Annotated in this window: 8 protein-coding genes; 5 read left to right on the forward strand and 3 right to left on the reverse strand. The window is 59.3% G+C overall.

Features of this window, described 5'->3' with window-relative positions; translation table 11 throughout:
- From treZ to SFUM_RS12170, 4 genes are all read left to right on the forward strand, one after another.
- A complete protein-coding gene (treZ, locus tag SFUM_RS12155; protein WP_011699199.1) occupies positions 1-1,845 on the forward strand; it encodes a malto-oligosyltrehalose trehalohydrolase in 1,845 nt (614 codons plus the stop codon).
- On the forward strand, positions 1,842-4,265 hold the full coding sequence (locus SFUM_RS12160; RefSeq protein WP_011699200.1) for a DUF3536 domain-containing protein: 2,424 nt from the start codon (positions 1,842-1,844) through the stop codon (positions 4,263-4,265). Before treZ ends, SFUM_RS12160 begins: the two co-directional genes overlap by 4 nt.
- Positions 4,262-7,129 carry a malto-oligosyltrehalose synthase gene (gene treY, locus SFUM_RS12165; RefSeq protein ID WP_011699201.1) on the forward strand — a complete coding sequence of 956 codons (2,868 nt, stop codon included), beginning with the start codon at positions 4,262-4,264 and terminating at the stop codon, positions 7,127-7,129. The genes SFUM_RS12160 and treY overlap by 4 nt, the downstream gene beginning before the upstream one ends.
- Before the next feature lie 251 nt (positions 7,130-7,380).
- Positions 7,381-9,219: a chloride channel protein gene (locus SFUM_RS12170; protein ID WP_011699202.1), complete on the forward strand. Its 1,839-nt coding sequence runs from the start codon at positions 7,381-7,383 to the stop codon at positions 9,217-9,219.
- Between the two features lie 134 nt (positions 9,220-9,353).
- Here SFUM_RS12170 and SFUM_RS12175 read toward each other — a convergent pair whose 3' ends face one another.
- Entirely contained in the window at positions 9,354-9,929 is a 576-nt protein-coding gene (locus SFUM_RS12175) for a peptidase associated/transthyretin-like domain-containing protein (RefSeq protein WP_011699203.1), read from the reverse strand.
- 147 nt (positions 9,930-10,076) lie between these two features.
- On the opposite strand from SFUM_RS12175, the gene SFUM_RS12180 reads away from it, so the two are divergent.
- Positions 10,077-11,453, forward strand: a complete 1,377-nt coding sequence (locus SFUM_RS12180) for an IS1380-like element ISSfu1 family transposase (RefSeq protein ID WP_100255602.1) — start codon at positions 10,077-10,079, stop codon at positions 11,451-11,453.
- 515 nt (positions 11,454-11,968) lie between these two features.
- Here the strand turns inward: SFUM_RS12180 and SFUM_RS12185 are convergent.
- Together SFUM_RS12185 and SFUM_RS12190 are read right to left on the reverse strand one after the other, a co-directional pair.
- Entirely contained in the window at positions 11,969-13,924 is a 1,956-nt protein-coding gene (locus SFUM_RS12185; RefSeq protein WP_041440434.1) for a hypothetical protein, read from the reverse strand.
- A 304-nt stretch (positions 13,925-14,228) separates the two neighbouring features.
- A complete protein-coding gene (locus SFUM_RS12190) occupies positions 14,229-14,804 on the reverse strand; it encodes a peptidase associated/transthyretin-like domain-containing protein (RefSeq protein WP_011699205.1) in 576 nt (191 codons plus the stop codon).
- Positions 14,805-14,822: the final 18 nt, after the last annotated feature.

Raw genomic sequence — 14,822 nt, forward strand, 5'->3', positions numbered from 1 at the left:
ATGCAGATTGGAGCGAATTACGGGGCGGACGGGAGATGCGTCTTTGCCGTCTGGGCCCCGGGAAGGAAGAGAGTGGAACTGAAGCTTCACGGTTCGGAGGAGGCGTTCATTCCTCTGCGCGGGGAAGACAGGGGCTACTGGCGCGTGGCCCTCGAAAACATCCTTCCGGGCGCTCTCTACACCTACAGGCTGGATGGACGCGTGGAGAGGCCGGACCCCGCCTCCCACTCCCAGCCGCAGGGAGTCCACGGTCCCTCGCAAATCGTGGATCACGGCGATTTTTCCTGGCAGGACGATGACTGGCGAGGCATTGAACCTTCGCGAATGATCCTCTACGAATTCCATCCCGGAACATTCACCCCCGAGGGTTCCCTGGACGCCGTCATCCCCAGGCTGGACGCCTTACGCGAAATGGGGATCAACACCCTGGAGATCATGCCCGTCTCCCAGTTCCCGGGGGACAGGAACTGGGGCTACGACGGAGTTTACCCTTTTGCCGTTCAGTCTTCCTACGGGGGCCCCCGGTCGCTGAAACGTCTGGTGAATGCCTGCCACGAACGAGGCATGGCCGTGATCCTGGACGTGGTCTACAACCACCTGGGTCCGGAGGGCAACTACTTGCGGGATTTCGGTCCCTACTTCACCGACAAGTACAAGACTCCCTGGGGGCAGGCGATCAACCTCGACGACGCCTATAGCGATGAAGTGAGGAACTTCTTCATTCAAAACGTCCTGTTCTGGCTTTCGGCGTACCACCTCGACGGGCTGCGCCTGGACGCCGTCCACGCCCTCGTGGACATGAGTGCCCGGCCGTTTCTTCAGGAACTGGCCGAAACGGTCGGGGAGTATTCCCGCCGAACCGGGAAGACGCATGTCCTCATCGCGGAGAGCGACTTGAACGACGCGAGGTTGATCGCGCCCCGCGAGGCCGGGGGCCATGGTCTCGACGCCCAGTGGTGTGACGATTTCCATCACAGCCTCCACACCCTGCTCACGGGGGAAACCACCGGCTACTATGCCGACTTCGGCCGGGTGCGCCACCTCGTCCGATCTCTCCGGGACGGGTTCGTCTACTCGGGAGACTACTCCACCTTCAGAAAACGACGCCACGGCAACTCCGCCGGGGAGCGCCGGGCAGACCAGTTCGTCGTCTTCGCCCAGAACCACGACCAGGTGGGAAACCGGCTGCTTGGCGAACGGCTGTCGCAGCTCGTGGATTTCGAAAGCCTGAAGCTGAGCATCGCGGTCGTTCTCCTGTCTCCTTTCATCCCTCTCCTGTTCATGGGAGAGGAATACGGAGATCCGGCGCCGTTCCTGTATTTTGTGGATCATTCCGACCCGGACCTCGTGAAGGCGGTTCGTGACGGCCGAGAAGAAGAATTCGCATCGTTTCATTGGAAGGGGACGGTGCCCGACCCCGTCGATCGGGACACGTTCCTGCGGTCGAAAGTGCGGTGGGAACTGCGGGAGCAGGGCCGGCACAAGACCCTGCTGGAATTCACGAAGAGGCTGATCACCCTGCGGCGGACCATTCCCGCTCTTTCCCATTTGAGCAAGGAACACCTGAGGGTGCAGGGCAGAGAAGAGGAAAAGGCGATCGTGATGGAACGCCGGGAGAACACGACCGGCAGCCGAACCCTGTGCATCTTCAATTTCAACCCGCGGGACATATGCTTCCCCATTGGCGCGCCCGCGCCGGAAGGCGCGTGGAAAAAGCTCCTGGACTCCTCGGAAGAACGGTGGGGAGGAGGGGGAAGCCGTCTTCCCGAGGAGCTCGTTTCCGGCCGCCCCGTCGAGTTGATGCGAAGGAGCGTGACCGTTTACATGGGAGAACTTCAGCCGTGACCCGCTACGTGTGTATCCATGGCCATTTCTATCAGCCTCCTCGTGAAAACCCCTGGCTCGGCGAGGTGGAGCTCCAGGACTCGGCTTACCCCTTTCATGACTGGAACGAGAAGATCGCGGCCCAGTGCTACGCCCCGAACGCCGCCTCACGGATCCTCGACCATGAGCAGCGGATCATCCGGATCGTCAACAACTACTCGAAGATCAGCTTCAATTTCGGGCCGACGCTCCTCTCCTGGATGGAACGACACCGGCCGGAAACTCACGAGGCCATCGTCGAAGCGGATCGACTGAGCCGGTCGAGGTTTTCGGGGCACGGTTCGGCCCTGGCCCAGGTCTACAACCACATGATCATGCCCCTGGCCAACGAGCGGGACAAGTACACTCAAGTCACTTGGGGAATCGAGGATTTCAGGAGACGATTCGGACGAGACCCGGAAGGAATGTGGCTCCCGGAGTGCGCCGTCGACACGCGATCCCTGGAAGTTCTGGCCGAACTGGGAATCCGCTTCACCGTCCTCGCGCCCAGGCAGGCTGCAAATGTTCGCAGGCTCCTCCCGGAAGCGGATTGGGAAAACGTGGAAGACGCCCGAATCGATCCGACCACGGTCTACCTGTGCCGGTTGCCGTCGGGCAGGTCCATCAGCCTGTTCTTCTATGACGGCCCCATTTCCCGGGAAATCGCTTTTTCGGGGTTGCTGAGCAACGGCCAGTCGCTTGCCGAAAGACTCATAAGCGCATTCGATGACGCCAGGGACCGGCCCCAGTTGGTGCACGCGGCCGTCGACGGAGAAACCTTCGGTCACCACCAGCGACACGGCGACATGGCGTTGGCCTACTGTCTTCATTTCGTCGAATCCGGGGAGCACGCGCAGCTGACCAACTATGGAGAGTTCCTGGAAAAGAATCCTCCGACCCATGAGGTTGAAATCTACGACAACTCGTCATGGAGCTGCATACACGGAATAGAGCGCTGGCGCGAGAACTGTGGCTGTCATACCGGCATGCACGGCGGGTGGACCCAGTCGTGGAGAGGCCCTCTGCGACATTCGATGGACCGGTTGAGAGACGAGGCCGCCCTGGCCTTCGAGGAGGTCGGTTCTCAGTTCCTGCGGTCTCCCTGGGAAGCCAGAAACCGGTACATCGAGGTGGTCCTGGACCGTTCTCCGGAGAATGTGGAACGATTCCTCGCCAACCACACGGTGCGCGCGCTCGACCGATACGAGAAGGTCCAGGTTCTGCAGCTCCTCGAGATGCAGCACAATGCCATGCTGATGTACACCAGCTGCGGCTGGTTCTTTGACGAGATCTCGGGAGTCGAGAGCGTTCAGGTCTTGCAGTATGCGGCGCGAGTCGCTCAATTCGTGGAGCTTCTGACCGGCACCCCCGTGGAAGAGGACTTTGCGGGACGGCTGGAGGCGGCGCCCAGCAATCTCTTCGGGAACGGAGCCAGGGTCTACGAAATGTTCGTCAGGCCCGCGCGGCTGGATCTGCTCCGGGTCGGAGTCCATTACGCCGTCTCCACGCTTTTTGAAGACTACCCCGATGAAACCCCGATCTATTCCTACACGATTCGACGAGAATGCCATGAGACCATGGAAGCCGGCAGACTGAGGCTTGCCATAGGGAGGGCGGTGGTCCGTTCGAACATCATCTGGAGTGAAGAGACCGTCAGTTACGCGGTCCTGCACCTCGGCGACCACAACATCAGCGGCGGCGGGAGGGTGTTTCGGGGCGACGATGCTTACACCCTCATGGAAAGCGAGATTCGGTCGGCCTTCGACAGGGCCGACGTTCCCGAAGTGATCCGGCTCATGGACAAGCACTTCGGCACGAACAACTTCTCCCTTTGGCACCTGTTCAGGGATGAACAAAGAAAAGTCATCGACCAGATCCTGGCCCTGACCTACAGCGACATCGAAGCGTCCTATCGCCGGATATTCGAGAACACGCACGCCGTGATGAACTTCCTTCAGGGCCTGCAGGTGCCTCTTCCCAAGTTCATCCTGGCGGCCGCCGAGAGGATCGTCAACCTCGACCTCGCGCGGCTCTTTGAAACGGAAGCGATGGACCACGCGAGACTGGAGTCTCTCCTCTCCGTCGCTCAACGCTGGGGGCTCGATCTGGACCGTGAAAAGCTCGGCTTCAATGCGGGCGCGTGGATCACCGGCGCCATGGAAAGACTCCTGGAAAATCCCGAGGAAAAGGAACGCATGGAAGAAATCGCCCGCGTCCTCGGCCTGTTGCAGGCGGCGGCCGTGCCGTTGGACCTCTGGGGGGCTCAGAACCTTTACTACTCCCTGGGTGAGTCAACCCACGGGAGGATGAAGAACGAGGCGGGGGGTCGAGGCGAGTCCGCCGAGGAATGGGTCCGTTCCTTCGATCAGCTCGGACGCCACCTGAACGTGGTGATGCCATGAAACCCGTCCCGACCGCGACGTACCGGATCCAGTTCGGTCCCGCCTTCACTTTTCAGCACCTGAAGGAAGTCGTCCCGTTCCTGCGGCGCATGGGAATTTCCTGCATCTACGCCTCACCCATTTTCAAGGCGAGGAGAGGCAGCACGCACGGCTACGACGTGGTCGACTTCAGCGAGATCAACCCGGAACTGGGAGGCCGGGAAGGGTTTGAGTCCCTGATGGACGAAATCAGGCGACACGGCATGAGCTGGCTCCAGGACATGGTCCCGAACCACATGGCCTACAGCGCTCAAAACCGGTTCCTGGTGGATGTCGGTGAAAACGGTCCCAACTCGAGATACTTCGATTTCTTCGACGTCGAATGGGATCATCCGTACGAAGGGATCCGGGGAAGAGTGCTCGCGCCTTTCCTCGGATCGTTCTACGGCGAGTGCCTCGAAAAAGGGGAAATACAGCTCGTCTTCGATGAAAGAGGTTTTGCCGTCAGGTACTACGACATGCGATTCCCCTTGCGAATCGAATCCTACGCCGACCTCCTCACCTATCGGCTGGGTTCCCTGCGGGGGAAGCTGCCGCCCGATGAGCCCGATTTCATCAAGCTCCACGGGATTCTCGGAATCCTCTACGTTCTCAGGACACTCCCCTCGGGAGCGATCTCCGACGAGCGTTACGACCAGATCAGATTCATCAAGATCATGCTGTGGGAGCTCTGCAACCGGAATCCCGAAATCCGGTCGTTCATGGATGAAACCATCCGGGTGCTCAACGACCGGCCCGCGCGAGAGGAGAGCGTCCGATTCATGGAGCGGCTTCTCGGCGATCAGCACTACCGGCTCGCCCATTGGAAGGTCGCCGCCGAGGAAATCAACTACCGGAGGTTCTTCAACATCAACGAGTTGATATCGCTGAGAATGGAGAATCCGAAGGGCTTCGACTACGTTCATTCGCTGCTCCTGGAACTCATCGAAGAAGGAAGTGTTTCGGGTCTGCGCATCGATCACATCGACGGGCTTTTCGATCCTTCGCGGTATTTGACAAAGCTCCATGAAAGCACGGGGGGCGTTTACACCGTCGTGGAGAAGATCCTCGCATTCGGGGAATCCATCCCTGAGTTCTGGCCGGTGGCGGGGACGACGGGCTACGATTTTCTCAATATCGTCAACGGGCTCTTCTGTGATTCGAGAAATGCGAAGGTGTTCGACAGGATCTACTCCAGGTTCGCCGGCGGGCCGCTTTCATTCGACGGGATCGTTTTCGAGCAGAAGAAGCTCATCGCGGAAAGGCGCATGGCCGGAGACGTGGAAAACCTGGCGCACATCATCAAGAAAATTTCGGACCGGTACATGCGGGGAAGCGATCTGACGATGCTCGGCATCAGGAGGGCGGTTGTCCAGGTGCTGGCGCGTTTCCCCGTCTACCGCACGTACTTCAACGGAAATTCGTTTCGTCCCGAAGATCGCGAATTCATCCGGTCGACCCTGGAACGGGCCAGGGAAGAAGACCCCGATCTCGTGCACGAATTCCATTTTCTCGATCAACTGCACGATCCTGAATTCGTTGACGGGCTCCCGGAGGAAGACCGGTCCGAGTGGCTCAACGCCATCATGCGCTTTCAGCAGCTCACCGCCCCTCTGATGGCCAAGGGATTCGAAGACACCGCGCTTTACGTGTACAACAGGCTCCTGTCCCTCAACGAGGTGGGCGGCAGTCCCGACAGGTTCGGTATTCATGCCCGGGTTTTCCATGAATTCAACCAGAGGCGGCGGGCATCCCATCCGCATTCCATGTCGACCACATCGACTCACGACACCAAGAGGGGCGAGGATGTCCGGGCGAGAATCAACGTCCTCTCCGAGGTCCCCGGCGAATGGGAAAGACGGCTGCGGGTATGGTCCAAGCTCAACGCCGGGTTCAAGACCGTTGTGGACGGCAAGCGCGTTCCGGACCCGAACGTCGAGTACGCCCTCTACCAGACCATACTCGGGGCCTTCCCCTTCGGAGTCGACGCACTGCTGAGCGACTTGGCGAGCCGGAGGAAGGAGACGATGGCTTCCCCCCGCGCCGACGCATACGAAGACTTCGTGGACAGAATGAAGGCTTACGCCGTCAAGGCGGTCCGGGAGGCCAAGACCCATACCAGCTGGCTGCTGCCCGACCCCGATTACGAAAGTGCCGTCACTTCCTTTATCGAGGCCGTTCTGCGGTTGGACGCGGAGAACCGCTTCCTCAGGGAGTTCCTGCCGTTTCAGAAAAAGATCGCTTTCTTCGGCGTCTGGAATTCCCTCTCCCAGGTGCTGCTCAAGACCGCCTCCCCCGGAGTGCCCGATTTCTACCAGGGAACGGAGCTCTGGGACCTGAATCTCGTGGATCCCGACAACCGGCGTCCCGTGGATTTCGCGCAAAGAGAAGCCCTCCTGAACGACATCATCGCTCGCGCCGATGAAGACATCCTGTCCCTCATGGCCGATCTGCTCGCCGCAAAGGAGGATGGGCGCGTGAAGCTGTTTGCGATCCACAGGGCGCTTGGAGCGAGGCGGCGGAAGGCCGGGCTCTTCGACGAGGGAACATACGTCCCTCTCAAGGTGAAGGGAAAGCACAGGGGGAGCGTGATCGCCTTTGCGAGGCGCCACGGGGAGACGTGGTCCATTGCCGTGGCGCCCCGTTTCCTGGTCGACCTGGTCAAGGAAGGAGACCTCCCCCTCGGAAAGGCCGTCTGGAAAGACACCACCCTGGTTCTCCCCCCTCTTTGCCGCGAGCCATGGGAGGACGCGATCTCCGGGCAGATCCTGGCCAGGGAGAGGTTCCTGCCGGTGGGGGAGGTTTTCGAGCACTTCCCCGCGGCTCTTCTCATCAACGGCACCTAAGCGGCGCCGCCTTTCCCGCGTTGGAGCGGGCCGCCCTTTTTCGTACACTCCCCTTCCCACATGGTGGTATAAGATCATACCCGCACACATGGACGCGATTGAGAAGAGGGCTTGAACCGTCCCGGGAGGAGCCGCCTTCGACCGGCTCCAGCAGCTCGGCCGACGGTTTGTGAAATGGGGACGGAAGGCGGTCTCCGGAGCCCCTTTTGCTTCAGTGCGGCGGAAATCGATATTGGAGGGGCGCTTCCGAAATGGATTCGACGGACATGTCTCCTGCCGGAGCCCCACGTAAACGGCAGGTGAGCGGACGGTATCACATGGCATGGGTGCGCATCCTGGACGGGATGCAGAGGCACCGGACCGTCCGCTGGGGATTCTACAGCGTCGCGATCGGAATCCTTTCCGGGTTGATGGCCTGCGCGGTATTCGCCCTGCTGGAGTGGACTTCCTTCTTCTGCCTCGAATATCTTGCCGGGTATGCCGTGGCGAAACCCGCGGGCGAACACCTCGTCGATCTCGTCGCCGATACCCCTTTGCGCCGCTGGGTACTGTTCCTGCTCCCCGCCTTCGGCGGGCTCCTCTCCGGCCTCATCGTCTACACGTGGGCTCCCGAAGCCGAAGGGCACGGGATGGACGCATTCATCGACGCATTTCACAATAAGAGCGGACACATCAGGACCCGGGTTCCCTTCGTTAAAGGCATCGCCTCCGTGATCACCCTGTCCACCGGCGGAAGCGCGGGCCGGGAAGGTCCCATCGCCCAGATCGGCGCGGGCATCGGTTCTTGTCTGGGACGAGCGTTCCATTTGACCGCGCGGGAGCGGCGCCTGATGCTCCTCGCGGGCTGCGCGGCCGGCCTTGGCGCCATATTCCGGGCTCCTCTCGGCGGAGCGTTGACGGCCATAGAGGTTTTGTACCGGGAGGATTTCGAGGCGGAGGGGATCGTCCTGTGCATCATCTCGTCGGTGACCGGCTACGCCATCTTCACGGCCATCTTCGGGCACGAGCCGATCTTCGAAACCACGGCTTTGCCGTTTTCAAACCCGGTGGAGCTGCTTTTCTACGGGATACTCGCCCTGATCTGCGTTCCTTTCGGGTACGCCTACGTGAAGATCTTTTACGGGCTCCGGGACCACCTCTTTCGCCGTCTCCCGCTCAAGCGCGTTTTCGTGCCCGCCCTGGGAGGGCTGCTGGTGGGCCTGCTCGGGCTCTTCGCCCCGCAGGTGCTGAGCGGAGGATACGGCACGATCCAGCAGGCACTCAAGGGAGAAGTCTCCGCCGGCCTCCTGTTGCTCCTCGCGGCACTGAAGATCGTGGCGACGTCTTTTACGATCTCCTCCGGTGGAAGCGGAGGGGTCTTCGGTCCATCCCTTTTCATCGGCGCAATGCTGGGGGGAGCCGTGGGACAGCTCTCGCACGAGTGGTTCCCCACGCTGGTGACCCAGCCCGGAGGTTTCGCCCTGGTGGGCATGGGCGCGTTTTTCGCCGGCGTCGCCAAGGCGCCCATCGGTGCCCTGCTCATGGTGTGCGAGATGACGGGCGGCTACGGGCTGGTGGTTCCCCTCATGTTCACCTCGGTCGTCGCCATTCTTCTCTCCCAGCGGTGGAGCCTCTATGAAAAGCAGGTGCTCAACAAGTTCCATTCTCCGGCTCACCGTTCGGACACGGTCATCAACATCCTCCAGACCATGCGGGTGAAGGACGTGTTCAGACGGGACGTCCCCGTGACCGTGCTTCCCGAGGACATGACCTTCGGCCAGTTGAGGAGATTGCTCACCAGGACCAGGGAATCCTTTTTCCCCGTGGTCGACGACAAGTGGGGCCTGTGCGGCATATTGGCCGTCCGCGACCTCAGGGAGGTGATCTTCGAGCAGCACGTGCAGGACTTGCTGGTCGTGGGCGAATTGGCTTCCCGGCCCGTCTCGGTCGAGCCCGAGGACAATCTCTACGATGCGATGCTCCTGTTTCTCCAGACCGGCTACGGTCAGATCCCCATCGTGGACGGGCAGGCCGGTCTTGCGGGACTCCTTCGATTGCAGGATTTGATGGAAGCCTACCAGCAGGAAATCGACAAGCTGCGGGAAGGGTAGCGCTTCCCTGCATGGGGCCTGGCCGGGGGAAGGGGCGCGGGGCCCTCGTGCCCACGATCCGGCCGAACCTCCCGTCCACCCTGCGCGAATCACAACGAAGGATGAGAAGGAGCGGGGCCGGGGGTGTTTTTCCGTTACTTGTTCCTGTTTTTCATAGCCCATTCGGCAGCCAACTTCCGCTCCTCCTTGATGGCATCATTGAAGAGCCGTGTGTGTATAGGAGCCCCCATCCTAGAGGTGAATACGGCATGCATTTCTTTTGAATGGTATTCTTTCAATGGTTCCATCCGGATTATCATTCCGTCCTTAGGAAGGAAATCGGTCCTCCTTTTCATTGAAAAAAATATCTGTTCGTTGCCGGACCATATATAGTCTTTGGGGAAAATGTGCGTGGTACTCCAGCAGATATAACCTTTCTTATAGACAGTCATTCTGAATTCATGGACACCCAGGAGCGATGCATATATGGGCAACTTGAAACGACCTCGGGCATCCGAGACGTCTTCCGCTTCTTCAGTCGTCACCGTACCCGCCAGGCCCGGCGGCCCGGGTCCGGACTCCAACCATTTTATGTTCGCCACGGCGTTCTCGATGGGCTCCCCGGTTTCGGCGTCGACGACCTGGCCCGTGACCATCCATCTCATGGGCCAGGAGATCAGCATCAGCACCAGGATCACCGCGGCCACCGCGGGCAGGTAACGTTTCAACATCGCTCATGTGCCTCCATGCAACCGTCGTGACTCAAAATCGGTCTATGTCCCATATGCTCGCGGCATCCCTCAGGAAATAAACGTAGTAGCCCGGAAAATTCATAAATAGTGCTTGAAAAAGAAACGGACATCCTGTAACGTGTTGACTTGACAAGAGAAAACACGAAACAAAAGGAATGTCCGTTGAATACAGTCTGTCATAAACAACTCTCTTTTGCAAACCTTGATTCGCGCTCTGTTGTGGCCGAGTTTTCGGCCGGCCCAATGACCTCGGACGGCGGCTCATTGCTGCTGCGGGAAATCGATCGCGCAACGGATCTTTCTTCCTCCATGAGCCGGGCACTTTCCGACCGTCGCGATCAGGCCAAAGTGCACCATGGCCAGGAGGAACTCTTGCGCCAACGCCTTTTCGCCATTGCGATGGGCTACGAAGACGGCAACGATCATCAATCCCTGCGCTTTGATCCGGGGCTCAAAACCGCCGTTGGCAGGTTGCCCGAAACCGATCCGGCACTGGCTTCCCAACCGACGCTCTCACGTTTCGAAAACCGTGTAGGGAACTGTGAGCTTCGCCGCCTGAGCGACGCCCTGATTGACGCCTATGTGGCCGCACACCCGGCTCCGCGCAAGGTAATCGTGCTCGATATGGACGCAACGGATGATCCCGTTCACGGCTTGCAGCAACTCTCCTTCTTCCACGGCTACTACGATCAGTACATGCTGCATCCGCTGCTGATCTTTGACGGGCTCACCGGTTTTCCGGTAGCCGCGGTGCTGCGCGCGGGCAACGCACACGCGTCCAAAGGAGCGGCGGCAATCTTGAAGCGCATCATCCGCCGCCTCAAACATGCCTATCCGGGCGCCACTATTCTGGTGCGCGCCGATGCAGGCTTTGCCGTACCGGCCATCTACAGGCTCCTTGAGCGCGAGAAGGTCAAATACACGATCGGCCTGATCACCAATGACCGTCTTCGCAAACGTGCCGCCAACCTGGTGATCAAAGCCGAGAGGCAGTTCGCCAAAACCGGAGCGAAGCAAAGACTCTTTGGCAGCTTTTACCATCGAGCCGGATCCTGGCAACGATCACGTCGGGTTATTGCCAAGGTCGAGCGACTCTCCCGGGGCCTCAACACCCGCTTTGTGGTGACCAACATCCTTGAATCCGCCGCAGGGATTTATGACGGCATCTACACCGGCCGGGGCGATGCCGAGAACCGGATCAAGGAGCTCAAGGTTCATCTCAAAGCCGATCGGCTGAGCTGCACCCGGTTCCAGGCCAACCAGTTTCGGCTGCTGCTGCACACCTTCGCCTTCGTTCTGTTTTGGCACCTGCGCCGGAGCCTTGCCGGAACGGAACTGGCTGCCGCCACAGTCGACACCCTCAAGCTCAAACTGCTCAAAGTCGGCGCACGGGTGGTCCAGAGCGTGCGGCGCATCCTCTTTACCATGCCGCGCGCCTATCCCTATCAACGCCTCTTTGCCACCGCACTGCAAAATATTCGGCAAATGCCGCTCCGATGCTGAAGGCACGGCCTCCCGTACCGAAGCCTGATCACCATGAAAACCGATGTCAACACTACAGGTGCGCCCAATATCGGGCTGTCGGGCACAAAAATATGAGGCGAAAACCGAAACACAGGATTCGGGACCGATTCCAGTGCCTCTCAACAGCACGGACCACCGAAAAATCCGTCTCCGTCACTCATGATGGTCACATTCAACGGCTTTCTCGCCAAGCCTCGTGAATAATGCGGGGTAGGTGATGTCGTAGACCTTCGATGAACGCGCCCTCTGAAGGAGAAACAATCGTGAGAGACAGCGCGGCAAGAGCCGGCAGGGCGCACGCGGCTTTATCGTGCCTGCGATCACGCCCGCAAAGATGCGCAGGCATGCAAACCGGTACGGGACGATTTTCACGCTTTACGGTAAGCCCCGGGTTCATGCCGAAAAGTGAAAAGTGTAGGTTTGACCCCGGCATCCTCCGGCCCGGCCGGGCCGGAGGATGATCCGCCTGAGAACATTACGCCCTCAGCGCCCCATCAGGGGAAATTGATGGTGACGGGATACGGGCCTTCCGCATTTTCCGGCGGTGCGGGGAACTGGTCCGCATTGTAGATGTAGTAAGGATAGTAGCGAATGAAATAGCTCATCTGGTGCTGGATGATCCCCCGGTACTGGTAGACCGGGGTGTCTTTCCACAGGGGACCGTCCAGTTCCTGGTAGACCACGGAGGGCATATCGTAGGTCCAGAGCCCATTGTCCACGGTAAAGTCATCCGGGTAGGGCCACCCCGGAGGATAGGGCTTGGAGACGAGGTGGTCTCTCACATAGTACCCGCCGGGGACGTCGGTGAGCAAAATGACGCGAAAGTATCGCGCCGGCGGCATATCCTGGACGCTCACCACCATCGGCGTGCCGGCACCGGGAGCGCTGCCCGAAAAGCCGAGCTCCTCGCTGATCGAAACCGGCCGGAAGAAATCATAATCCTCCACGTTCGGGTCGTTTTCGATCTCCTCGGCCTTTCTGAGCTCGCCGTTGAGCAGGAAGTAATCCGTGCTGTTCCAGTAGGAGAGGTGCTGCGGTTCGCACAAATCCTTCATCCCCACGGCAACCGCGTCCTGCTCCGCGCCCAGTTTCCCTTTGTAAACCACCTTCAGATAGAGGTCCGTGATACCGGGAGGAATGGGGTTTGCGGTGAAATCGAACGTGCATTCAAGCCCGGGCGAGCCCGAGGTGAGGGATTCCACCTGCAGGGGAGCGGACACCGAGTAGGAGTAGTATTCATCCCTTGAATCCATCGTCGGCGGATCGGCGGACAGGTCCGCCTGGTAGTTCGTCCTGAGCCTGTACTGGGCGATCGCCACCAGTTGCCCGGGCTGTCCCGCATCGTTGGTCGCCTCCTCGCCGGCCGTTGCGTTGCGCACCCTCGCCTTGATGAAGCGAAAACCCTGAGCCGCATTGAGGCCGTCGATGATGGAATAGACGAACTCGGGTGGAGCCGTGATCTCCAACTGCCCCCGGAAGAAATAGTTCAGCAGGGCCGCCGAATACCCCACGGCGCGAGGAAGTAGCTTGGATGCGTACTCCTTCAGGCATTCCTCATCCAGCAGGAGGGTCCTGACGGATACGGCAGATTCCAGAGGATCCAACTCGGAAAAATATATCGTCAAGTACGACGGCTTGAGGAAGTGGGCTATCGCTTCTCCATCCCCTGTTTTTGCTATATAGAAAGACGTGTCCGGTTTGTTGTCCTCCCCGACGACCATCTGCGGTTGCAGCACACCGTCCAGGTAATACTGAAGGTTCGTGCTCGACTTTCTCGGGTAAGGCTGATAGTGCACGTCGTTTGAAGAATCTTCGTCACTGAGGTAGTCCTCCGCAAGTATCGTATTTCCGCTCACGAAATTGATGTTGGTGTATTCGGCCAATCCCACCGCTTGAGCGTTCAGCGAGATGCCCGGGTTCGTGCCGTCGTAGTTGTTGGTGTCCCAGAACCGGGTCACGGACTTTTCGCTCAAGTCCCCGCCGGAAGCAGTGCCGGCCACACCGTTCACCTTGACGTAGTCCTCGAATCGCTCATAGACCCATTCCTTTGGCCGATACCATGTCGACAAAGTTATCCCCTTCCAGTCCAGGTGAGCTTTGAAGTCGTTCCGGACGTGGGAGGGCACGGCCATATCCTGCAGAAGATGGAGGACCTGCCCCAGGGACCACGCGCTCATCGCCATGTAGTAGTGTCTCTTTTCATCGCCGTTCAGACCGAGGGCTTCCGGGATGCCGGGCTCGCCGTGGAACTCCGACCTGCCTTGAAAGTCCCTGCCGGTGAGCGACATGTAATAGAATTCCCTGGCGTGGTCCCAATCGCGCTCGTTGGTCCCCCCCGTCACCTTTACTCCACCCGGAGCGGGCTCGCGATAGGCCGTGGCGTACGCGACGGCGGAAGTGACGGGGATGTCGACACAATACAGGCTCACATACCAGGGTTCGTCGCTCATCCCCGATTCCGTCCAGGACAGATCGTTGCGGGGATTGTGAAAATGATTGGAAGCCCGGCATATGGGAACATCCTCCCGATCAGCCCCGAATGTCAGCCAGTCTAGCGTCGGCCGACCGTGCAAGGGAGTATCCAAACCCTGCGGCAAGATTAGTTTGTCCTTGAAGTGTGAATCAAGGCTGGCTCTTACTTGTCGAACAGCAGAGTCAGTCAACGCGGGATGAGTCTCCCGATTGTCAAACGCTTCAACACTGGTATAACCGAACAAAAAAAGAATAGAGATTAAATAAAGTAGTCTTCTCATACTACTTCTCCCTGTTTTTCCTGGCCCATTCGGCAGCCAACTCCCATTCTCCCTTGATAGCAGCAGTGAAAATTGGTGTTCTCATTGGAGCTCCAATATTAGCAGTGAAAACGGCATGCAATTCTCTCGAGTTCTGCTCTCTTAACGGTTCCAATCGTATTATCATACCATCCCTTGGTGTGAAATCAGTACGCTTTTTCATTGTAGGAAAGATCCGTTCGTTGCCCGTCCAAATATACTCTTTCGGGAAGATACGCACGCTGCTCCAGCAGACATACCCCTTTTTGTAAACGACCATTCTGTATTCCTGAACAGCCAGGAGCGATGCATATATGGGCAACTTGAAACGGCCCCGGACATCCGAGACGTCTTCAGCTTCTTCAGTCGTCACCGTACCCGCCAGGCCCGGAGGCCCCGGTCCCGGCTCCATCCATAAGATGGTCGCCACGGCATTCTCGATGGGCTCTCCGGTTTCGGCGTCCACGACCTGGCCCGCAACCATCCATCTCATGGGCCAGGAGATCAGGACCAGCACCAGGATCACCGCAGCCACCGCGGGCAGGTAACGTTTCAACATCGCTCATGTGCCTCCATG

The organism is Syntrophobacter fumaroxidans MPOB, from assembly GCF_000014965.1.
GTDB classification, from domain to species: domain Bacteria; phylum Desulfobacterota; class Syntrophobacteria; order Syntrophobacterales; family Syntrophobacteraceae; genus Syntrophobacter; species Syntrophobacter fumaroxidans.